The sequence below is a fragment of the Pseudomonas sp. GD04015 genome (assembly GCF_029837675.1).
GTDB lineage: Bacteria > Pseudomonadota > Gammaproteobacteria > Pseudomonadales > Pseudomonadaceae > Aquipseudomonas > Aquipseudomonas paralcaligenes.
In genome coordinates, this window is record NZ_JAOEEE010000033.1 from 17,570 (window position 1) to 39,129 (window position 21,560).

Here is a 21,560-nt window from a genome sequence, read left to right on the forward strand (position 1 = left end):
ATCCTCGCATCGCACGGTCACCACTTTGGCTCATCGCTGCCGGGTGGTACTGACGGGCGCGTGTAACACGCAGGCGTTCGCGCCAATCGCGCACTGGGACTGATAGCTCGCAACAATCCAAAGCCGGACATCTCATCCGTTAGCCAACGCGACAGGTCGGTCTGACCGGTTCGCAGGCCACTCTCGATACGCCCCAGCCCCCGCAGCCAATGACCGGTCTGGGCGAGCGATATCTGGACATGCCAGCTTCCGCCCTCGCGTTGCTGGCGCCACAAGGCTGCTGCCGCGCCGAAGGCCATCAGGAAGCCGCTTGCTTGGTCAAGGATCTGCATAGGCAACGCGCGTGGCTTGCCATCGCCTGCCGCCTGGCCTTCGGCATAGTTGAACCCCATGGCCGTCTGCACCAGCGAGTCGAAGCCGCGCCGCTGTACCCACGGGCCTTGGGTGCCGTAGGCAGTTAGCGATACAGCGACGATGCCGGGGCTCCGCGCAGCCAGTGCTTCCGGCGAAAAACCGAGTACCGCCAATCCGCCCGGACGGTAACCTTGCGAGAACACATGGGCTTCCTTGGCAAGCCGCCAAAGTATCTCGCGGCCGGTATCTGTACGCAGGTCGATATGCGCCGAACGCTTGCCCCGGCTGGTCTCGGCAATGGCGGCAATGTTCGGCAGGTTCGGGGAATTGACCAGCATGACATCCGCGCCGAATGAGGCCAGAGCCCGGCCCCCTACCGGACCGGCGAGAACACGTGTGAGGTCGAGCACGCGCAGGCCAGTAAGTGGCCGGGCATCATCTGCCAAAACGGGCAATGCGCGCACAGGCGCATCACCGATCCGGGTAATCGTCATCAGCGGCTGAGCAGCTACTGCCTGGCCCTGGAGCGTCGCATCCCACTCGGCGAAACTGCGTAGCGCCGTGGCTACCAGCGCGCGATCAGCCGCCGCTTGCTCGAAATCCAACGCCTTCCAGCCCAGCAGGGCATGCGCGACCTCCGCGCGCGTAGCCGATGCCGGGTCCAGCCCCAGTAGGCGCAGTGCGCCATCTCGGTGATGAGGAAAGTTGGTGTGCACACGCACATGGCCATCGACGCATCGGTACAAACCCGCCAACGAGTCCCATTGTTCAGGTGCCTGTCCGTCCACAGTGAAATAGCCCGTGCATTCGGCGGCGGCGTGGGCCATGTCCACCTTGATGAGCTGACGTGGTTGGCCGCGCGCGTGGGCCAACTCGCAGGCGGCCAGCGCGGCAGCCGCAATGCTTGCCTGCGCAGCAGTCCCCACCGCGAAGGATGACGGGAGTACCGGGTCGTGGCCCGTCAAGGCAATCTGAACCAGCGCCTGCGGCGGCATGCCACCGAGTGACCATAGGGAATTCAGGACAGTGTAAGGACTCATCGTGGCGTCTCCTCAATCGAACAAAGAGCACTCGAAATGCATGTGCTGCGCGATCTGCCTTTCCACCACCTGTTGAAGCGCTCGCTGGCCTGACAGTCTTGAAGGTTGCCACAGATCAGAGTTCAGCCAAGGTGCTCAGCACAAAGTCTGCACGCTCCGCCACACTGACTTTCGGCAAAAGCGATACTGCATACCCCAAGGCCGGATAGCTCTGTAGCAACCGCTCGTATTCCGCTAGCGCAGCATCCAGGGCATGGCGCCGCTCTGCATCCTGAACATAGATTTCCGGCCACGGTGGCGTCAGAAACACAATCGAGTGATAGCGATAGGACTGGCCTAGAGTCGCCAGTAAGGGCTCGCCTATCTGCGCCTGCAGTGCGGCCGCTGCGTCGACCAGACCACGATCAAAGAACACCCATTGAGAGCTGTTTCGCTGAACGTTGGCATGGTCATCCTGCGCCTGTTGGATGACACGGCGCAAAAATCCCACCATGTCGATCCATGGCAAGGCCTGCCCACCCTGGCTCAGCTCCTCCTGAACGATGCGCCGCCCAGGCTCTTCGATCACGTCATAGCCACGTCGCTGAAGCTCCGCGAGAAGTGTCGATTTACCTCCTCCTGAACAGCCGGAAATGATGACGTACTGGCTCGTGGGTTCTGGTCGGGTCATTGGCTACTCCCAAGCGATCTGAGTCTAAAAATTTCAATTACACATTACTGCCCTGAGATCAGCCTACCCTGGAGCCACCTCCAGGCACGCTGCCGACCTGCTCTGACGCAGGTGAGCAGCGAGCAGAAAAGACGAAACGCATCTGGTGGTGACTTCAGGGGGAGTCATTGCCAGCTCGCCCAGGCATTGCTGGGCCTGATCGATGAAGCGGCCATGCAGATCAACTGATACGCCGAGGCGACATTCATCGCCTCGACTTGACCTACGCCTGAGAGAAACCAAATACTGTTTATTCATACAGCTATTGGTTATCTATCATGGCATCCGTGGTCGCCCTTGACCGTCTGCTCGACGCGCGTCGCGTCTGGCGAGGTCAGGCCATTGCTTCCCCCTCTCCCAGCCCTCATCCAACCGGGCTCGTCGAACTGGACGCGGTCCTTCCTGGTGGAGGCTGGCCGGACTCGGCACTGAGCGAGATCCTGGTCGCCAAGACTGGTATCGGTGAGCTTCGCCTGCTGTGGCCCACCCTGGCGCGTCTGACCGCCATAGGCGAGCGAGTGGTCTTGGTAGGGCCTCCCCATCTGCCCTACCCCCAAGCCTGGCTCTCGGCCAATGTGGACTTGCGTCATCTGGCCATCGTCCAGGCTACAGGGCGCGACGCCTTGTGGGCCGCCGAACAGTGCCTGCGTTCGGGCAGTTGTGGCGCCGTGCTCTGCTGGCCACGACAGGCTGACGACCGAGCCCTTCGTCGCCTGCAGGTAGCTGCTGAAACAGGCCAGACGCTGGCGTTCGTCTACCGCCCTCTGGAGGAAGCGGTAAACCCATCGCCCGCAGCTCTTCGGCTGGCTGTCGATGCCTATCCGGCTCAGCTGCGGGTGCTCAAGTGTCGTGGCGGCCTGGCTCCAGCACGGCCGATCACAGCCGCCTGGCGGTGAGGCCGACATGCTCTGGGCCTGCATTCTGCTGCCGCAACTGGCCATGGATGGCGTGCTGCGCCACCGCACCGACACCGACGCTCCCCTAGTACTGCTCGCTGGTACGCCGCAACGTCGCGTGCTGCAGGCGGTCAACCCGGCGGCACGCGCGCTCGGCCTAAAACCCGGCCAAACCCTCACCGCGGCCCAGGCGCTCATTCGCGACTTCGTCACAGCCGACTACGATCTGGCGGCCATCGAGCATTGGCAGCGTTTCCTCGCCGCCTGGTCCTACGGCTTCAGTGCCCAGGTCAGCCTGCACTATCCGCGCTGCCTGCTGCTGGAGGTGCAGTCCAGCTTCGGGCTGTTCGGTCCCTGGCCGCGCTTCGAGGCGCGCCTGCGCGAAGAACTGACTGCACTGGGCTTCCAACACCGTATTACCCTCGCACCCAACCCAGCGGCTGCGCGGGTACTGGCCAACACCCACGACGGCCTGGCGATCACCGATACCAAGACGCTGCGCCAGACACTCGACCGGCTGCCGGTGGACCGTCTCGGCCTGCCTCACGAGATCGCGACATCCTTCACCCGCATGGGTCTACGCCATCTGCGACAACTGCTCGCCCTGCCGCGCGACAGCCTAGCGAAACGCTTCCCTGCCGAAGTGCTGATTCAGCTCGATACGCTGCTCGGTCATCGCCCGTTGGCCCTGGATTTCTATCGCCCTCCGGATGTATTCGACGCGCGTATCGAACTGAATTTCGAGGTCGAGTCGCACCAAGCGCTGCTGTTCCCACTACGCCGACTGACGGCAGACCTCGCTGTCTTTCTGGCGGGCCGCGACAGCGGGGTGCAGCGCTTCGTCCTGCACCTGGAGCACCGCGATCAAGCCGACACCCAGGTGCCGGTCGGCCTGCTCGCCGCCGAGCGTGAAGCGGCCATGCTCTTCGAGCTGACCCGGGGCCGCCTGGAACCCCTGCAACTGCCGGCACCGGTACTGGCGGTGCGGCTGATTGCGCGTGAGCTGCCGGCCTTCACGCCAGAGCATCGCCAGCTGTTCGACGACCGCCCGCAGCAATCGCTGCCCTGGGAACAGCTGCGCGAGCGCTTGCGTGCTCGCTTGGGAGACGATGCCGTGCAGGGGCTGGATGCCCGCGCCGACCATCGTCCCGAACACGCCTGGCAAACAGGACAGCGCAAACCTGGCTCTCCCCTCCCCGCCACGGGCCCTCGCCCCAGCTGGTTGCTGGCCGAGCCGCAACCGCTGCGTGAAGACTCACTACGCATCCTCGCCGGCCCAGAACGCATCGAGTCCGGCTGGTGGGACGGTGGCGGCGTACGCCGCGATTACTACCTAGTAGAGACACGCGCTGGCCAACGTGGCTGGGCCTTCCGTACGTCCGAGGGGCCGCTGTGGCTACACGGTTGGTTCGCATGACCGACTATGTCGAACTGCACTGCCTGTCCAATTTCAGCTTCCAGCGCGGCGCCTCCAGTGCCGACGAGCTGTTCGAGCGTGCCGCCCGCCTTGGCTACCGAGCCCTGGCGATCACCGATGAATGCACCCTGTCAGGCATCGTCCGTGCCTGGCAGGCCTCGAAGGACACCGGCCTGCCGCTGATCGTCGGCAGCGAGGTGCACATCGAGCATGGTCCCAAGCTGGTCCTGCTGGCCGAAGATCTCTGCGGCTATCAGGCGCTCTGCCATCTGATCACCCTCGCCCGGCGCCGTGCCGAAAAAGGCACCTACCGCCTGCTGTTCGATGATTTCGACCAGCCCCTGGAAGGCCTGCTGGCGATCTGGCTGCCGGCGGAAGATGCCCGGCATGTGCCGTGGATGCGAGTGCATTTTCCAGAGCGGTTGTGGCTGGGGGTCGAGTTGCACCGAGGCTCAGACGATGCCACGCGCCTGCGCCAACTGCTCGAGCTGGCTAAAGACTGCGACCTACCGCCCGTTGCCTGTGGTGATGTGCACATGCATGCCCGAGGCCGTCGCGCATTGCAGGACTGCATGACGGCCATCCGTCATCATCTTCCGGTAGCCGAAGCAGGCGCCTATCTGTTTCCCAATGGTGAGCACCACCTGCGCCGCCACGAGGAGCTGCTTGAGCTATATCCGCCGGAACTACTTGCCGAGACACTACGCATCGCCGCGCGCTGCACCTTCGATTTCGAGCAATTGCACTATCAGTACCCGCACGAGCTGGTACCCGCAGGCCACGACGCCACCTCCTGGCTGCGTGAGCTGGTCAGGCAAGGCGCGCAGTGGCGCTGGCCAGATGGCGTACCGGCAGATAGTCAAACGCAGCTCGAGTACGAGTTGGCGCTGATTACCGAGCTGCGCTACCAGAGTTACTTCCTCACGGTCCACGACATCGTCCGCTTCGCCCGCAACGAGCACATCCTCTGCCAGGGTCGAGGCTCTGCAGCCAACTCCACGGTGTGCTTTGCCCTGGGCATCACCGAGCTGAACCCCGCGAGCAGCAAGCTGCTGTTCGAGCGTTTTCTGTCTCGTGAGCGCAACGAGCCGCCGGACATCGATGTCGATTTCGAGCATGAGCGCCGCGAGGAAGTCATTCAGTACGTGTTTCGTCGCTATGGTCGAGGGCGTGCCGCGCTGACCGCAGTCGTGAGCACTTACCACGGTGCTGGCGCGGTTCGTGACATCGCCAAGGCACTTGGCCTTCCGCCCGACCAGATCAATGCCTTGGCCGATTGCTGCGGACGCTGGAGCAACCGCCCACCGTCGGCGGAGCGCCTGGCCGAAGCTGGCTTCGATGCGGACAACCCAGTGCTGCGCCGGGTACTGGCGCTGACTGGAGAGCTGATCGGTTTTCCTCGTCATCTGTCACAGCACCCGGGAGGCTTCGTGATCTCGGAGTACCCGCTGGAGACCCTGGTGCCAGTGGAGAACGCCACGATGGCCGATCGCACCGTGATTCAGTGGGACAAGGATGATCTCGATCTGGTCGGCCTGCTCAAGGTCGACGTGTTGGCTCTCGGTATGCTCACCGCACTGCGCCGATGCTTCAGGCTGATCGAGCGCTATCGCGGTACCCGCTGGACGCTGGCTGGGTTGCCCCAGGACGACGAGGCCACCTACGCAATGATCAGCCGCGCCGACACCATTGGTGTGTTCCAGATCGAGTCACGGGCGCAGATGGCCATGCTGCCACGCCTCAGGCCCAAGGAGTTCTACGACCTGGTGATCCAGGTGGCCATCGTTCGACCCGGGCCGATCCAGGGTGACATGGTGCATCCCTACCTGCGCCGGCGGAACGGCGAAGAGTTGGTCGAATACCCCTCCGAGGAATTGAGGCCGGTGTTCGAGCGAACCCTCGGCGTGCCGCTGTTCCAGGAGCAGGTGATGGAACTGGCCATCGTCGCCGCCGACTACACCCCGGGCGAAGCCGATGAACTGCGTCGCAGCATGGCGGCCTGGAAACGTCATGGCGGGCTGGAACCGCATCGGCTGCGGCTGACCTCGCGCATGCTCGAAAAAGGTTACACCGCCGAATTCACCGATCGCATCTTCAGGCAGATCGAAGGGTTCGGTAGCTACGGCTTTCCCGAATCTCATGCCGCCAGCTTCGCCCTGCTCACCTACGCCAGTTGCTGGCTGAAGTGTCATGAGCCAGCGGCCTACGCCTGTGCATTGGTCAACAGCTGGCCGATGGGTTTCTACAGCCCTGACCAGGTGCTGCAGGACGCTCGCCGACATGGCATCGAAGTGCGCCCGGTGGACGTGCGTTACAGCGACTGGGACTGCAGTTTGGAGCCGACCGGCCATGCACAGCCTGCCGTTCGCCTTGGGCTGCGGATGGTCAAAGGCATGCGCGAGGACGATGCGCGACGCATCGAGAACACACGCCAGGCTGGGCCCTTCGTAGACGTCGAGGATCTGAGCCGGCGTACCGGACTAGATGCCCGCGCCCGCGAACGGCTGGCGGACTCAGGAGCCCTGCGAGGTCTCGCAGGACATCGCCATCGGGCGCGCTGGGCCGTGGCCGGCGTGGAGCCGCAGCTGCCTCTGTTCGCCGGGCAGGCCTCGCCCACCGAAACACCCGTGAGCCTGCCGCTTCCCACAGTCGGCGAGGATCTGCTCACCGACTATACGACCTTGGGCACGACTCTCGGCCCTCACCCCCTGGCGCTGCTACGTCGCCAACTCAAGGCTCAGCGCTGTCGCAGCTCACGTGAGCTTGCCGCTGTCGAGCCAGGCAGACCGGTCAGCATTGCGGGGCTGGTGATTGGTCGCCAGCGTCCGCAGACCGCCAGCGGGGTAATCTTCGTCACCCTCGAGGACGAGTTCGGACTGGTCAACGTGGTGGTCTGGCACGACCTAGCTGAGCGCCAACGACGGGTGCTGGTGCAGTCACAGATGTTACGCATCGATGGACATCTGGAGGCGGCGGATGGCGTGCGTCACGTGATCGCCGGTCGGCTGAGCGACCTCACTTCCCTGCTGACCGGACTGGATGTGCGCAGCCGGGATTTTCGATGATCAGACGACAGAAATCAGCTAATAGCTGTCCCCTAAACCGGCTGAAATCAATCCATGGCAGCCCTACAGAGTCTTGGGAACGAAGTGTGATTCATTTCTGATGATGCAACCTGCCTTTACTCAAGCCTCCCAAAGCCTGCCATAGCCGTTCTGCTTCTGCACTGGACAAGGCTTATGTCGCACAGTAGCGTTTCGCCATGATCGATCTTACCCCCGGAAACTGCCATCTCAGAGGGAGTTGAAAATTGCTCGTTGAATCGCTTCGGTTGCTCAATTTCAAAAAATTCAAAGATCAACATTTTGAATTCAACGAGGATGTAAATATCTTCGTTGGTGACAACAATGCCGGCAAAAGCACGATATTGGAAGCTTTGGAAATCGTACTTAACTTCCAGTATCGTGGCCGACCGTTCAGCAATGAATTTTCTCCCGATCTATTCAACAGCGACGCGGTCGCTGCCTTCCTAGCCTCCCCAAAGACCCCAGCAGACTTGCCAGTTCTCGTGATCGAGGCGTATATGAGGAACGTGCCTGATTACCGAGGCACAAATAACAGCCTGCTGAAAGATGCTCAAGGAGTTCAGGTCAAAGCGAGCTTCGATCCAGACTTCACAGATGCGTACCGAGACTATCTGGCTGCTGGCGCCCCGATAACCAGCATCCCAGTGGAGTTCTACAAAGTCGAGTGGATGGATTTTGCTTGGAACGTCATAAAGCCAATGACCAAGCAATTTCGTGCGCTCTATATCGACCCAACCCGCATCCACCCCACCTTCGGAAAGAATCAGTACATTTCGAATGTCCTGAATACCGCCCTCAAGAAGGACGAAGAGTACCGCTTGAGCCTCAACTACCGTGAAACACTGCAGTCTTTCAACGAAACAGACGAGGTAAAGACAGTCAATAGAGACTTGGATTCCGACAACAAAATTACCGATAAGAAATTGACCATTGCCGCTAGCACGATGCCGGCCGGTGCACTTCAGAATGGTTTGCAGCTAGAGGTGAATGCCGTACCTTTCCACATGATTGGAAAGGGTGAGCAAAGCAAGGTGCAGATTAAACTAGCCCTCCACAACAAGTCAAAAGACATTGACCTTGTGATGATGGAGGAGCCAGAAAATCACCTATCCCATATCGAACTGAGCAAGCTTGTACACGACATCGAAGATCAGCGAAACGGCAAGCAACTGTTCCTTACCACCCACAGTTCGTATGTGCTAAATAAGTTGAGCATTGACAAGATCTGCTTACTCAATGATTCGTATCAGCGACTACACCTCTTAGACAAAGACGTTGTGAAAATGCTCAAACGGCTACCAGGCTACGATACTCTGCGCGTCGCGTTGTCCAAAAAGGTTGTATTGGTCGAAGGGCCGTCTGATGAGCTAGTTCTAAAAAGATTCTATCAGGATAACAATAAGGGCCGCCTGCCTGAACAGGATGGGATCGACATCATCGTAGTACGCGGCGTAGGCTTCAAGACATTCATCGAGATTGGCAAAGAGATTGGAACTGCAGTGAATATACTGCGGGACAATGATGGTGACTACGCCAATAACATCGTCAAAGCCCAGAATGAATACACAGCGCATCCAAATATCAAAATTATCTCATCTACAGACAACAATGAGTTTTCGCTGGAGCCGGCCATGATCATGGCGAACTCTACATCGGAGAAAGAGCTGGTAGCGTTTGCAAAAATCGTACTCTCGACCAAGACCTATAACTTGCTAGCTGCGGAGCCCACATTCGATGGCAAGCGTACCTTTATCGTAGACTGGTTCAAGAGCGCGGATGGCGATGGCAAGGGAAAGAAGAAGGTCGACTCAGCCATCAGGTTGTTTGAGACCACCGAACCATTCAAGTATCCCGCCTTCCTCGGTGAGGTACTGAACTTTGTCTAATACATTATGCATAGCCGGTGCCGGATCAGGGAAGACCCACAAGATCATCACCGAGTCGATTACCGAGATTGAACGTGGGGGCAAGGTGCTGGTAGTAACCTACACCACCAGTAATCAGCAGGAACTGAGAAGCCGATTTCTGTCTGCTTTTGGTAGGCACAGTGATCGGTTCGTGGTGAAAGGTCTGTTCTCGTTCTACCTAGAAGACATGGTGAGGCCGTATCAGCAAGCACTGTTTGCGCAGCGGATCGACGGAGTATTTTTCAACGACCGCAATCCTCATCTGAGGCCTGGATCAACCTATATGTTACCCGGACGCAAAGAGCAGCGGGAAGACAAGAGCTATAATCCAAACCACTTTCTAACTCAATGCTATACGAAAGTCCACACGGGCTTCTTGGCAAAGCTAGCGACACGACTCTCGAAGGCTACAAAGAATGCTGCTGCAATTCGCCTCGGCGACATCTATAGCCAAGTTTACTTCGACGAAGTGCAAGACCTAGTTGGATGGGATTACGAGGTACTCAAGGCTCTGAACAAAGCAATGAAGCCACCCATCACCTGTGTGGGCGACTTCCGACAGACTGTGTACGAGACAACGTTTGGTCACAAGGCGCCTCAAACAACTGCAGAGAAGATTGCAGAGTTCAAATCTATGGGCTTCAAGGAAGAAGCGCTCACCTTCAATTGGAGGTGCATCCAACCGATCTGTGCGGTCGCCGATGAGGTGCATAAGGGCGTCTACGAGGCAACGAAGTCAGCCGTTGACGATATCCCCCCTGAGTTCACCCACCATCTTGGCGTTTTCATCGTCAAGCAATCGGACCTCACCGACTACATCGCGACGTATAACCCAATGGTACTGCGCTGGAACGTAGCTTCTGGGACAACGATTCTTCCTACTCAGGCTCGCTGCTACAACTTTGGTGGCAGCAAAGGATTGAGTTTTGATCGTGTGCTGATTCTACCGTCGGACAGCCAGATGCACTTCGTTCTGGACGGCGCTACTCCTTTCCCTGCCGACGCTGAAACTACGCAGAACAAGCTGTACGTTGCAATAACACGGGCTAGGTATAGCTTGGGATTCATCGTGCCGGACAAGAAAGCGGAGGGCTTACGCTTCCCCGCTTGGATGAAGCCCCCCACTTGACTGTGGCTGCTCATTACTGGTCAGTGATGAGGGGGCTGCATTCGGCTGTGAGTTCAATCGGTCGCCGTAGTGGCTTGGCTAAAACACTCGACTGGTGATGCGAGCCTTCCAGGCCCCCAGTAGCTCCAGCTAGGGACAACCCACATCAAGAACTTCAGATCCCCCTCTCCCCATCTGCGGCGGAGCCTGATTTGTGACTGGCAGATCGTCAGATAGGCGCACAGGACAATGTACTGGACGCACTGGAAGACGGTGTCAGGCTAGATCGCCACGATGAAGAGACAACCATGCCCCACCCGATTACAGCGGTCAGCCTATGGTCGGTGCCGAGAGGCGTGGCACCAGCAGCAATTGCCAGCCTAAACCTCAGTCTTAAGCTGCAGATGTCACCAAGACCATCACCAGAGGGCCATTCACCGCAGCAGCACAATTCGCCTTTAGCCGCTGAAATTACTCGGCAGGACGACAATTTATAATCAGTACGCGCGTTGAGCATATAATGCACAAAGTCTGGCCATCTTCTATTACCAACATCTCAATGACCTCGCCAAATAAAATTCAGAGTCCGATGCCATCCGCCATCCGAGAAGCCCGAACCATCGCCGGGCTAACCCAAACGAAGGCAGCGCAAACAGTCCAAGCATCATTGCGTGCTTGGCAGCAGTGGGAAGCAGGAGATCGCACAATGCCTCCTGGGCTCTTCGAGCTATTTATGCTCAAGACCGGACAATGGCCACTCAACAGCAGTAGCGACATCACGCAGTGAACACCCAAGGGCTAATCGATGTTGGGCTGGACATGCACATTGGAAGACTTGCGTCCACAAGAGTGCTGGAACGAGTCAGATGGGACGAGAAGATGTGTCAAAACAGCCCCAAATTTACCCCAAAATCCAATTTAAATACTTTTAAGTGATTGATTTTAATGGATAAAAACGATTATTCATCGCACACACCGATGATGCAACAGTACTGGAGGCTGAAGAACCAGCATCCGGACCTGCTGATGTTTTACCGCATGGGCGACTTCTATGAGCTGTTCTACGAGGACGCCAAGAAGGCGGCCGCCCTGCTCGACATCACCCTCACCGCCCGCGGCCAGTCCGCCGGCCAGGCCATCCCCATGGCCGGCATCCCCTTCCACTCGGCCGAAGGCTACCTGGCGCGCCTGGTGAAATTCGGCGAGGCGGTGGCGATCTGCGAACAGATCGGCGACCCGGCCACCAGCAAGGGTCCGGTGGAACGCCAGGTGGTGCGCATCATCACTCCCGGCACCATCAGCGACGAGGCCTTCCTCGACGAGCGCCGCGACAATCTGGTCGGCGCCATCCTGGGTGACGAGAAGCTGTTCGGCCTGGCCATGCTCGACATCACCAGCGGCCGTTTCAGCGTGCAGGAGCTGAAAGGCTGGGAGAACCTGCTGGCCGAGCTGGAGCGTCTCAGCCCTGCCGAGCTGCTGATCCCCGACGACTGGCCCCAGGGCCTGCCTATAGAAAAGCGCCGCGGCGTGCGCCGTCGCGCGCCCTGGGATTTCGAGCGCGACAGCGCACGCAAGAGCCTGTGCCAGCAGTTCGGCACCCAGGACCTCAAGGGCTTCGGTTGCGAAGGCCTGACCCTGGCGATCGGCGCCGCCGGCTGCCTGCTGGTCTACGCTAAGGAGACCCAGCGCACCGCCCTGCCCCACCTGCGCAACCTGCGCCACGAGCGCCTGGACGACACTGTCATCCTCGACGGCGCCAGCCGCCGCAATCTGGAGCTGGACACCAATCTCTCCGGCGGACGCGACAACACCCTGCAATCGGTGGTCGACCGCTGCCAGACCGCCATGGGCTCGCGCCTGCTGACCCGCTGGCTGAACCGCCCGCTGCGCGACCGCGCCGTGCTGGAGGGGCGCCAGGAAGCCATCGCCTGCCTGCTCGACCGCTACCGCTTCGAACTGCTGCAGCCCCAGCTCAAGGACATCGGCGACGTCGAGCGCATCCTCGCCCGCATCGGCCTGCGCAACGCCCGTCCGCGCGACCTTGCCCGCCTGCGCGACGCCCTCGCCGCGCTGCCGCAGCTGCAGGGCGCGATGTCCGAACTGGACACCCCACACCTGGCCGAGCTGGCGGTGAATATCCGCACCTACCCGGAACTGGCCGATCTGCTGCAGCGCGCCATCATCGACAATCCGCCGGCGGTGATCCGCGATGGCGGCGTGCTGAAGACCGGCTACGACGCCGAGCTGGACGAACTGCAATCGATCAGCGAGAACGCCGGCCAGTACCTGATGGACCTGGAGGCGCGGGAGAAGGCGCGTACCGGCCTGGCCAACCTCAAGGTCGGCTACAACCGCGTGCACGGCTACTTCATCGAGCTGCCCAGCAAGCAGGCCGAGTCGGCACCGGCCGACTACATCCGCCGGCAGACCCTGAAAGGCGCCGAGCGCTTCATCACGCCGGAGCTGAAGACCTTTGAGGACAAGGCGCTGTCGGCCAAGAGCCGCGCCCTGGCCCGCGAGAAACAGCTGTATGAGGAGCTGCTGGAAATCCTCATCGCCCAGTTGGCGCCACTGCAGGACACCGCCAGCGCCCTGGCCGAACTGGACGTGCTGGCCAACCTGGCCGAGCGCGCGCTGAACCTCGACCTGAACCGCCCGCGCTTCGTCGAGGAACCCTGCATGCGCATCGAGCAGGGCCGCCACCCGGTGGTCGAGCAGGTGCTGGAAACGCCCTTCGTGGCCAACGACCTGGGGCTGGACGACAACACGCGCATGCTGATCATCACCGGCCCGAACATGGGCGGTAAGTCCACCTACATGCGCCAGACCGCGCTGATCGTGCTGCTCGCCCACATCGGCAGCTACGTGCCGGCGGCCAGTTGCGAGCTGTCGCTGGTCGACCGCATCTTCACCCGCATCGGCTCCAGCGACGACCTGGCCGGCGGCCGTTCCACCTTCATGGTGGAGATGAGCGAGACCGCCAACATCCTGCACAACGCCACCGACCGCAGCCTGGTGCTGATGGACGAAGTGGGCCGCGGCACCAGCACCTTCGATGGCCTTTCGCTGGCCTGGTCGGCCGCCGAGCACCTGGCCCAGCTGCGCGCCTGGACGCTGTTCGCCACCCACTACTTCGAGCTGACCGTGCTGCCGGAAAGCGAGCCGGTGGCGGCCAACGTGCACCTCAACGCCACCGAGCACAATGAGCGCATCGTGTTCCTCCACCACGTGCTGCCCGGCCCAGCCAGCCAGAGCTACGGCCTGGCGGTGGCACAACTGGCCGGCGTGCCGGGGCCGGTGATCCAGCGTGCGCGCCAGCACCTCGCCCGGCTGGAAACCACCAGCCTGCCCCACGACGCGCCACGCCACGAGCCGGGACAAATCGCCGCACCCTTGCAGAGCGACCTGTTCGCCACGCTGCCACATCCGGTGCTGGAGGAGCTGAGCCGGCTGGCCCCGGACGATCTCACCCCGCGCCGCGCGCTGGAGCTGGTCTATGCATGGAAGGCGCGGGTCTAACGCGAAGCGGCTCAAGCTGATAGAATCGCGCGCATTTTTATGACTGCCCGGTTTACAGCCTGAGCCGCGGCCTATATCGAGCGCCTGCAAACCCTGCGCAGACGGGGCCCAGCGCCGCCGCACGAGGAGAGAATCAGCATGACCTTCGTCGTTACCGACAACTGCATCAAATGCAAATACACCGACTGCGTGGAAGTCTGCCCGGTGGACTGTTTCTACGAAGGCCCGAACTTCCTGGTGATCCACCCGGACGAGTGCATCGACTGCGCCCTGTGCGAACCGGAGTGCCCCGCCCAGGCGATCTTCTCCGAGGACGAGGTGCCGGACGGCATGCAGGAGTTCATCGAGCTGAACGCCGAGCTGGCGGAAGTCTGGCCGAACATCACCGAGAAGAAGGATGCACTGTCGGACGCCGAGGAATGGGACGGCGTGAAGGACAAGCTGCAGCACCTGGAACGCTGAGTTCGAAGAGTGCAAAAAGGCCCGCTGAATGCGGGCCTTTTTATTGGCTATATGTCCCCCGTAATTGCTGCACGCCTTGTGGGAGTGGATTTATCCGCGAATTTCGCGGCCAATCGGAATTCCGCCCAGCCGCTCCCACAAAAGCAGGATTAAGCCACCTACAACTAACGTGAACATAGCCTTTTTATTGGAGCCGGCGATGCGCTCGGCCTACACGGATATCGGCAGCGCCTGCGGCGCTTCCACGCGAATCTCTGTGCCATCCACCAACGGCTGGCAGGCCAGGAACTCCAGCGCCGAGGCCCGCCACGACTGCCGCGCCGCGCGCTCGGCGCACTGTGCCCGGTCCAGCTGCAAGGCGCCCAGGCAGGCACGCTCCAGGCTTTCATCCATGATCCCGGTTACCCTCGCCTCCAGCACGTCCAGCGGACCGGTCACCGGGAAGGCGGCCACTGGCGTGCCGCAGGCCAGGGCCTCCAGCATCACCAGCCCGTAGGTATCGGTGCGCGAGGGAAACACCAGCACGCTGGCGCTGGCGAAGGACCGCGCCAGCGTCTCGCCCTGCTGGAAGCCGAGAAAGCGCGCATCGGGATAGTCGCGCTCCAGCACGGCCCGCTCGGGGCCATCTCCCACCACCCGTTTCTCGCCCGGCAGGTCCAGATCGAGGAAGGCGCGCAGGTTCTTCTCCGCCGCCAGGCGGCCGACATAGAGGAACACCGGCTCGGCCGGCGCCTCGCCCTGCGGGCGGAACAGTGTCGTATCCACACCCTTGCGCCACAGGCGCAGCCGGCCGAGGCCCCACGTGGCGAACTCGTCGCGCAATCGCTCGGTACTCACCAGCACCGCCTCGCTCGGGCGGTGGAAGCGGCGCAGGAAGGCATAGCCCCAGGCCAGCGGAATGCGCGGCCAGCGGGTGTGCACGTATTCGGGAAAGCGCGTATGGATCGCGCTGGAGAAGGCCAGCCCGCGCCGCTTCAGCCAGCGCCGGGCGGCCCAGCCGAGCGGGCCCTCGGTCGCCAGGTGCACGCAGTCCGGGCGGAAGTCGCGGATCGCCGGGCCGACCCGCCACAGGTCCCAGGCCAGGGGAATCTCCGGGTAGCTCGGACAGGGCACGTGGTTGAATTCCTGTGGCGACAGCACCTTGACCAGATGCCCCAGGCCACGCAGTTCCCGCACCAGCGCCTGCAGGCTGGTGACCACGCCGTTGACCTGCGGCGCCCAGGCATCGCTGACGACGAGAATCCTCATGCTGCCTGCCCGACGGTCGCCACCTCGGTCGCCTGCGTCTGGTCCTCGGCCAGCCGGTACAGCTGGATGCTGCCGTCGAGGTGCTCGATCAGCGCCGAGCAGGACTCCACCCAGTCGCCGCAGTTCATGTACTCCACGGCGCCGACCCGGCGGATCTCCGCATGGTGGATGTGCCCACAGACCACGCCATCGAAGCCGCGCTTCACGCACTCGTGGGCAATGGCTTCCTCGAAGTCGCTGATGAAGTTCACCGCCGTCTTGACCTTGTGCTTGAGGTAGGCCGACAGCGACCAGTAGCCGTAGCCCCAGCGCTCGCGCCAGTGGTTGAGCCAGCGGTTGAGGGTCAGGGTGAACTCGTAGGCCGAGTCGCCGAGGAAGGCCAGCCAGCGGTGATAGCGGGTGATCACGTCGAACTGGTCGCCGTGGATCACCAGCAGGCGCCGGCCATCGGCGGTGTAGTGCTCGGCCTCGTCCACCAGCTGGATGTTGCCGAGGATCAGCGTCGAATAGCGGCGCAGGAATTCGTCGTGGTTGCCGGTGACGTAGATCACCTCGGTGCCGCGCTTGCTCATGGTCAGCAGGCGGCGGATCACGTTGGTATGCGCCTGCGGCCAGTAGATGCCGCCGCGCAGCTTCCATCCGTCGATGATGTCGCCGACCAGGTACACCCGGCCCGCCTGGTAGCGCTTGAGGAACCCGGCCAGCCGCTCGGCCTGGCAATCCCGGGTGCCGAGGTGGACATCGGATATCCACAGGGTGCGGACATGCTGCTTGCGGCTGGGCTTGCTGCGCTCGGCGATGCTCATGGGCGGCCTCCGGCTGGGTTTAGCCGAGAGTGCGCGCAACCGGTGAAGCGACCATGACCGGCGGGTGACCGTTGCATGACAGCGCGCAGGCCGACGCGGCGTGTACACTGACCGTTCGATCAGGAGCCCGCCATGCCCCAGCTGCTCTCGCTGCGCCACTACCACCATGAACAGATCGCCCACAGCCACGACCACGCCCAGCTGGTGTTCGGCCTCAGCGGACAGCTGGACTTCGAGGTGGACGGCCGCGGCTGCCAGGTTTCCAGCCTCAGCCTCGCGGTGGTACCGCCCGGCGCCCACCACACCTGCGCCAGCCCGCGGGGCAGCCACTGCCTGGTGCTCGACGTGCCGATGGACGGCTGGCTGCAGCAGCGCCTCGGGCACCATGCCGACGCCGGGCGCCGACTGCTGGAGACCCCCGGCCGGCTCCGCCTCGATCCGGCCCAGGGGCAACTGGTCAACTGGCTGGCGGCCAGCCCCATCGACGACGACGTGATCGGCCAGCAGGGCGCCGCTCTGCTGCTGGCGAGCCTGACCAGCGCCGCTCCGCCTCTTCTTTATAAGGCCCGCCTGCCGCTGGCGCGCATCGATGCCTATATCGACCGCCATTGCGCCCATCCCCTGCAGGTGGCCGACCTGGCGCGGCTGTGCGACCTCTCGGCCGCCCGCTTCCACGCCCGCTTCCTCGCCGAGACGGGACGGACGCCGATGGATCATGTGCGCCTGCGTCGTCTGCACCAGGGCCGCGAGCTGCTGCTCGGCAGCCGGCTGCCGGTGGGCGAGATCGCCGCGCGGGTCGGCTACGGCTCGCAGAGCGCCTTCACCGCGGCGCTGGTCCGCGAGTTCGGCCTGACACCGCGCCAGCTGCGCGCCGACGCCTGACGCGAGTTCCACGACAAAGCCAGCGAGTCGCACGACAGACTGGGACGCGCTTACGCGCCTAGACTCTGCCGATCCCCTCAGGAGAGCCCACATGCAGACCATCGAATGGCAGGACTTCGAGCGCGTGGAACTGCGCGTCGGCACCCTGCTCAGCGCGCGCCTCAACGAGAAGGCGATCAAGCCAGCCTACGTGCTGGAAGTGGACCTCGGCGAACTCGGCGTGAAGACGTCCAGCGCCCAGCTCACCGCCCACTACGGTGCCGACGAACTGGTCGGCCGCCAGGTGCTGTGCGTGTGCAACTTCGCGCCCAAGCGGGTCGCCGGGGTACGCTCAGAAGTGCTGGTCACCGGCGTCCACGACCAGGACGGCAAGGTCGTGTTGGCCAGCTTCGACAAGCCACTGCCCAATGGCGCACGACTGGCCTGATCCGTAGGGCGGGTGCACCCTGCGCCACATCTTCACCACCTTTCCGGAATCCCCATGCAGCACCGCACCGCCCTCTTCGCCCTGCACCTGGGTGCCCTGTTCTTCGGCCTGTCCGGCATCTTCGGCAAGCTGGCCTTGGCCTCCCCGCTGATCATCGTGTTCGGCCGAGCGCTGTTCGCGGTCGCCGCGCTCGGGGTGTTCACCCGCCTGGGCGAACCGGCCGCCGTGCTCAGCTGGCGACGCCGCCTGGCCCTGGCCGCAGCGGGCCTGTTGCTGGGCGGGCACTGGTGGGCGTTCTTCATCGCGGTGAAGATTTCCGGCGTGGCGGTGGCTACCCTCGGCTTCGCCAGCTTCCCCGCCTTCACCGTGCTGTTGGAAGGCCTGCTGTTCCGCGAGAAGGTACGCCTGGCCGAATGGGGCGTGGTGGCCCTGGTCAGCCTCGGCCTGGTGCTGGTCACGCCGCACTTCGACCTCGGCAGCGACGCCACCCTGGGCCTGGCCTGGGCGGTGTTCTCGGGCCTGCTGTTCGCCCTGGTGTCGGTGTCCAACCGCGCCACCACGGCCGGGGTGAAGCCGGCCCAGGCCGCCCTCTGGCAGAACCTGGCCATCATGCTGGTCACCCTGCCGCTGGCCTGGACCGCCCTGCCCCACGTCCGCCCGCTCGACTGGCTGTGGATAGCCCTGCTCGGCCTGCTCTGCACGGCGCTGGCGCACAGCCTGTTCGTCGCCAGCCTGCGCGTACTCAACGCCCGTAGCGCCTCCGTGGTCTTCGCCCTGGAACCAGTCTACGGCATCGTCTTCGCCTGGTGGCTGTTCAACGAACAACCCGGCCCACGGATGCTGCTCGGCGGCACGCTGATCCTGTTGGCCACGGTGCTCTCGGCGCGCCTGAGTCGAGGCGCCAGCGGTCCGGCAGAAAGCGAACCCATCAAGGAGATCGGCCCGTCGCCACGCGGTGGCTGACCTTGAATGTGATCAATTTTAAAGAGCAAGGCCTGAACAGGCCTTGCTTGAACTACAATCTAGAACTGCGTGCAGTGAGTGAAGCTACTGCAAGTCTTGCTGACCAAATTGGTCACTTCAACGCTCCAGGCATGCGAGCTGAAAACCTCTGCCATAAAGAAGCCTTGAGAATCGAGAGGGGGAACGATGGGTGGTGTTACGTACCCATTGCCCAGGGGGGTAGGACCATTTACCGGCTCCATCACGCTTTTACCAGTCAGGTGCGACCAGCTGCCATTGGGCTGGGCCTGCCATATATCGTACGCAGTTCTATAGTTATTCGGGAACAGCACCCCGCCATAACTCGATACGACCCTCACCCGGTATTTGATACCGTCTTGAAGCTGAGGCCCTTGTGTCGATGGGCCGAATACGCAATTACCTGCATATCCGTAATAGTGTTCGATGGCAATCGTACTTTTCAGGCTTGTCTGCCCGCACGGTGAATTGGGAAATACGCCATAGCCGGATACGTTGCCAATGATGACGCCACGCCCTTCGAGGCCATTGGCGCTGTATCCCGCGCGAACGCCCACCGCGAAATGCCCGATGTTGTCCCTGGGATTGCCATTGATCGGCGCGGGAGAGAAATAGTTGGTCGACTTGAACTCGAATACGAGTTCATGCGTGGCATAGGGCGACATATAGGATTCGAGGCCTATCATGCCGTCCCATACGCCCCATGAGGTACTGATCATCGGCGTGCTCGCGCCTTCTGTCTTGGATATCAGATAATTGGCCGGCCCCGAATCGCCGTATGCAGTCACTGACAGTCCTAGCAAACAAGCCGCCATCAAACTTTTTCTCATTGCACTAGCCTCCATGTGTCATTACTGCGATCAGCATCAGATCAGATGCTTCTGATATTCTTCGAAGCAAAACAGCAGAAGAGCATCAGACATGCGGATAACTTCCTGTACTAATATTTCAGAAAAGCATCCCAGCCTATAACTTTCATACCCTGTGCGTTCTGCGCACTCCAGTGTAGACACCCGAAATCAGGCTCGCAAGTTACCAACCGCACATCAGCAAGCCACATCTATATTATGAAAATCGAACACCTGCCTCACCTGATCTAAAACAATGAACTCAACCGCAATAATTCGGTGATATTCAATTATTATTTTGATTGGGCCATAAAAAAGCCCCGCACTAGCGGGGCTTTTCACTGGCGATGACTCAGACCAACTCTGCCCAGAGATCGTACTCGTCCGCATCCACCACGCGCACACGCACCTTGTCGCCGGGCTTCACTTCAGTGGAGTCGATGAACACGCTGCCGTCGATCTCCGGGGCGTCGGCCCAGGAGCGGCCCACGGAGCCTTCGTGGTCGACTTCGTCGATCAGCACTTCGATCTCGGTGCCGACCTTGCGCTGCAGGCGCGCGGCGCTGATGGCCTGCTGGTGGGCCATGAAGCGCTCCCAGCGGTCCTGCTTCACATCGTCCGGCACCGGCTCAAGGCCCAGATCGTTGGCCGGGGCGCCGTCCACCGGGCTGTACTGGAAGCAGCCGACGCGGTCGAGCTGGGCTTCAGTCAGCCAGTCGAGCAGGTACTGGAAGTCTTCCTCGGTCTCACCGGGGAAGCCGACGATGAAGGTGGAGCGGATGGTCAGCTCCGGACATATCTCGCGCCAGGCCTTGATGCGGGCCAGGGTCTTGTCCTCGAAGGCCGGACGCTTCATGGCCTTGAGCACCTTCGGGCTGGCATGCTGGAAGGGGATGTCCAGGTACGGCAGCAGCTTGCCGGCGGCCATCAGCGGGATCACGTCGTCCACGTTCGGGTACGGGTAGACGTAGTGCAGGCGCACCCACACGCCCATGCTGGAGAGCGCTTCGCACAGTTCCTTCATGCGGGTCTTGACCGGTTGGCCTTCCCAGAAGTCGGTCTTGTACTTGAGGTCGACGCCGTAGGCGCTGGTGTCCTGGCTGATCACCAGCAGTTCCTTGACCCCTGCCTTGACCAGGCGCTGGGCCTCGCTCAGCACGTCGCCCACCGGACGGCTGACCAGCCTGCCGCGCATGGAGGGGATGATGCAGAAGGCACAGCTGTGGTTGCAGCCTTCGGAAATCTTCAGGTAGGCGTAGTGGCGCGGGGTGAGCTTGATGCCCTGCGGCGGCACCAGGTCGACGTAGGGGTTGTGGTCAGCCTTGGGCGGGATCACCTCGTGCACGGCGTTGACCACCTGCTCGTACTGCTGCGGGCCGGTCACGGCCAGCACGCTCGGGTGCACGTCGCGGATGGCGTCCTCGGACACGCCCATGCAGCCAGTGACGATCACCTTGCCATTCTCGGCGATGGCCTCGCCGATGGTGTCCAGCGACTCGGCCTTGGCGCTGTCGATGAAGCCGCAGGTGTTGACCACCACCACGTCGGCGTCCTCGTAGGTGGGCACGATCTCGTAGCCCTCCATGCGCAGCTGGGTGAGGATGCGTTCGGAGTCGACGGTGGCTTTCGGGCATCCGAGCGAAACGAACCCGACTTTCGGGGTGGCGATGGACATCGGTGGCTAACCTCAAACGGGCGCTCGGCAGGCGCCTCTGATCAAAAAGTGCGCAATTCTAGCGGCAGGCTACGAGCTTGAACAGCCTGGCCTGACAACTGATCGGGGCAATCGGATGAAGACTGTGTACGGACAGGTAGATGGGAGATTCCGTCGTTGGCGTGAAGGTGGGGGCCATGTGTAGGTCGATACACC

The 21,560-nt window shown here is 61.9% G+C and carries 16 protein-coding genes; 10 read left to right on the top strand and 6 right to left on the bottom strand.

Annotated elements, in window-relative coordinates; genetic code table 11:
• Nucleotides 1–17: 17 nt before the first annotated feature.
• Nucleotides 18–1,394, bottom strand: coding sequence for a CoA transferase (locus N7640_RS21010; protein ID WP_279905468.1), 1,377 nt, complete (start codon nucleotides 1,392–1,394; stop codon nucleotides 18–20).
• A gap of 115 nt (nucleotides 1,395–1,509) precedes the next feature.
• Entirely contained in the window at nucleotides 1,510–2,064 is a 555-nt protein-coding gene (locus N7640_RS21015) for an AAA family ATPase (protein WP_279905467.1), read from the bottom strand.
• 317 nt (nucleotides 2,065–2,381) lie between these two features.
• On the opposite strand from N7640_RS21015, the gene imuA reads away from it, so the two are divergent.
• The 7 genes from imuA (at nucleotide 2,382) to fdxA (ending at nucleotide 14,498) form a co-directional block, all read left to right on the top strand.
• Complete coding sequence (gene imuA / locus N7640_RS21020) at nucleotides 2,382–2,999, top strand: translesion DNA synthesis-associated protein ImuA (RefSeq protein WP_279905466.1); 618 nt, start codon at nucleotides 2,382–2,384, stop codon at nucleotides 2,997–2,999.
• 7 nt (nucleotides 3,000–3,006) lie between these two features.
• Entirely contained in the window at nucleotides 3,007–4,416 is a 1,410-nt protein-coding gene (locus tag N7640_RS21025; RefSeq protein WP_279905465.1) for a DNA polymerase Y family protein, read from the top strand.
• Nucleotides 4,392–7,481, top strand: a complete 3,090-nt coding sequence (locus N7640_RS21030) for an error-prone DNA polymerase (protein WP_279905464.1) — start codon at nucleotides 4,392–4,394, stop codon at nucleotides 7,479–7,481. Before N7640_RS21025 ends, N7640_RS21030 begins: the two co-directional genes overlap by 25 nt.
• 245 nt (nucleotides 7,482–7,726) lie before the next feature.
• Nucleotides 7,727–9,388 carry an AAA family ATPase gene (locus N7640_RS21035; protein WP_279905463.1) on the top strand — a complete coding sequence of 554 codons (1,662 nt, stop codon included), beginning with the start codon at nucleotides 7,727–7,729 and terminating at the stop codon, nucleotides 9,386–9,388.
• A complete protein-coding gene (locus N7640_RS21040; protein WP_279905462.1) occupies nucleotides 9,381–10,538 on the top strand; it encodes a UvrD-helicase domain-containing protein in 1,158 nt (385 codons plus the stop codon). Before N7640_RS21035 ends, N7640_RS21040 begins: the two co-directional genes overlap by 8 nt.
• Before the next feature lie 924 nt (nucleotides 10,539–11,462).
• Nucleotides 11,463–14,036 (top strand): DNA mismatch repair protein MutS, encoded by a 2,574-nt coding sequence (gene mutS / locus N7640_RS21045; protein ID WP_279905461.1) that lies wholly within the window; start codon nucleotides 11,463–11,465, stop codon nucleotides 14,034–14,036.
• Between the two features lie 138 nt (nucleotides 14,037–14,174).
• Nucleotides 14,175–14,498 carry a ferredoxin FdxA gene (gene fdxA / locus N7640_RS21050; protein WP_220814322.1) on the top strand — a complete coding sequence of 108 codons (324 nt, stop codon included), beginning with the start codon at nucleotides 14,175–14,177 and terminating at the stop codon, nucleotides 14,496–14,498.
• 210 nt (nucleotides 14,499–14,708) lie between these two features.
• On the opposite strand, the gene N7640_RS21055 is transcribed toward fdxA, so the two are convergent.
• Both N7640_RS21055 and N7640_RS21060 read right to left on the bottom strand, forming a co-directional pair.
• Nucleotides 14,709–15,746 carry a glycosyltransferase family 1 protein gene (locus tag N7640_RS21055; protein WP_279905460.1) on the bottom strand — a complete coding sequence of 346 codons (1,038 nt, stop codon included), beginning with the start codon at nucleotides 15,744–15,746 and terminating at the stop codon, nucleotides 14,709–14,711.
• Complete coding sequence (locus tag N7640_RS21060; RefSeq protein WP_279905459.1) at nucleotides 15,743–16,552, bottom strand: UDP-2,3-diacylglucosamine diphosphatase; 810 nt, start codon at nucleotides 16,550–16,552, stop codon at nucleotides 15,743–15,745. Before N7640_RS21060 ends, N7640_RS21055 begins: the two co-directional genes overlap by 4 nt.
• Before the next feature lie 132 nt (nucleotides 16,553–16,684).
• On the opposite strand from N7640_RS21060, the gene N7640_RS21065 reads away from it, so the two are divergent.
• From N7640_RS21065 to N7640_RS21075, 3 genes are all read left to right on the top strand, one after another.
• Nucleotides 16,685–17,434: an AraC family transcriptional regulator gene (locus tag N7640_RS21065; protein WP_279905458.1), complete on the top strand. Its 750-nt coding sequence runs from the start codon at nucleotides 16,685–16,687 to the stop codon at nucleotides 17,432–17,434.
• Nucleotides 17,435–17,525: 91 nt separating this feature from the next.
• Nucleotides 17,526–17,861, top strand: a complete 336-nt coding sequence (locus tag N7640_RS21070; protein ID WP_279905457.1) for a tRNA-binding protein — start codon at nucleotides 17,526–17,528, stop codon at nucleotides 17,859–17,861.
• Between the two features lie 54 nt (nucleotides 17,862–17,915).
• Nucleotides 17,916–18,824, top strand: coding sequence for a DMT family transporter (locus tag N7640_RS21075; RefSeq protein ID WP_279905456.1), 909 nt, complete (start codon nucleotides 17,916–17,918; stop codon nucleotides 18,822–18,824).
• A gap of 59 nt (nucleotides 18,825–18,883) precedes the next feature.
• Here N7640_RS21075 and N7640_RS21080 read toward each other — a convergent pair whose 3' ends face one another.
• Nucleotides 18,884–19,672, bottom strand: a complete 789-nt coding sequence (locus tag N7640_RS21080) for a hypothetical protein (protein ID WP_279905455.1) — start codon at nucleotides 19,670–19,672, stop codon at nucleotides 18,884–18,886.
• Between the two features lie 370 nt (nucleotides 19,673–20,042).
• Nucleotides 20,043–21,365 carry a 30S ribosomal protein S12 methylthiotransferase RimO gene (rimO, locus tag N7640_RS21085; RefSeq protein ID WP_279905454.1) on the bottom strand — a complete coding sequence of 441 codons (1,323 nt, stop codon included), beginning with the start codon at nucleotides 21,363–21,365 and terminating at the stop codon, nucleotides 20,043–20,045.
• Nucleotides 21,366–21,560 lie beyond the last annotated feature (195 nt).

Coding starts and splice junctions, on each gene's coding strand:
- N7640_RS21060 (WP_279905459.1), bottom strand. CDS start 16,552: ATGAGCATCGCCGAGCGCAGCAAGCCCAGCCGCAAGCAGCATGTCCGC.
- fdxA (WP_220814322.1), top strand. CDS start 14,175: ATGACCTTCGTCGTTACCGACAACTGCATCAAATGCAAATACACCGAC.
- mutS (WP_279905461.1), top strand. CDS start 11,463: ATGGATAAAAACGATTATTCATCGCACACACCGATGATGCAACAGTAC.
- N7640_RS21080 (WP_279905455.1), bottom strand. CDS start 19,672: ATGAGAAAAAGTTTGATGGCGGCTTGTTTGCTAGGACTGTCAGTGACT.
- N7640_RS21010 (WP_279905468.1), bottom strand. CDS start 1,394: ATGAGTCCTTACACTGTCCTGAATTCCCTATGGTCACTCGGTGGCATG.
- N7640_RS21075 (WP_279905456.1), top strand. CDS start 17,916: ATGCAGCACCGCACCGCCCTCTTCGCCCTGCACCTGGGTGCCCTGTTC.
- N7640_RS21055 (WP_279905460.1), bottom strand. CDS start 15,746: ATGAGGATTCTCGTCGTCAGCGATGCCTGGGCGCCGCAGGTCAACGGC.
- N7640_RS21070 (WP_279905457.1), top strand. CDS start 17,526: ATGCAGACCATCGAATGGCAGGACTTCGAGCGCGTGGAACTGCGCGTC.
- N7640_RS21065 (WP_279905458.1), top strand. CDS start 16,685: ATGCCCCAGCTGCTCTCGCTGCGCCACTACCACCATGAACAGATCGCC.
- imuA (WP_279905466.1), top strand. CDS start 2,382: ATGGCATCCGTGGTCGCCCTTGACCGTCTGCTCGACGCGCGTCGCGTC.
- rimO (WP_279905454.1), bottom strand. CDS start 21,365: ATGTCCATCGCCACCCCGAAAGTCGGGTTCGTTTCGCTCGGATGCCCG.
- N7640_RS21015 (WP_279905467.1), bottom strand. CDS start 2,064: ATGACCCGACCAGAACCCACGAGCCAGTACGTCATCATTTCCGGCTGT.
- N7640_RS21025 (WP_279905465.1), top strand. CDS start 3,007: ATGCTCTGGGCCTGCATTCTGCTGCCGCAACTGGCCATGGATGGCGTG.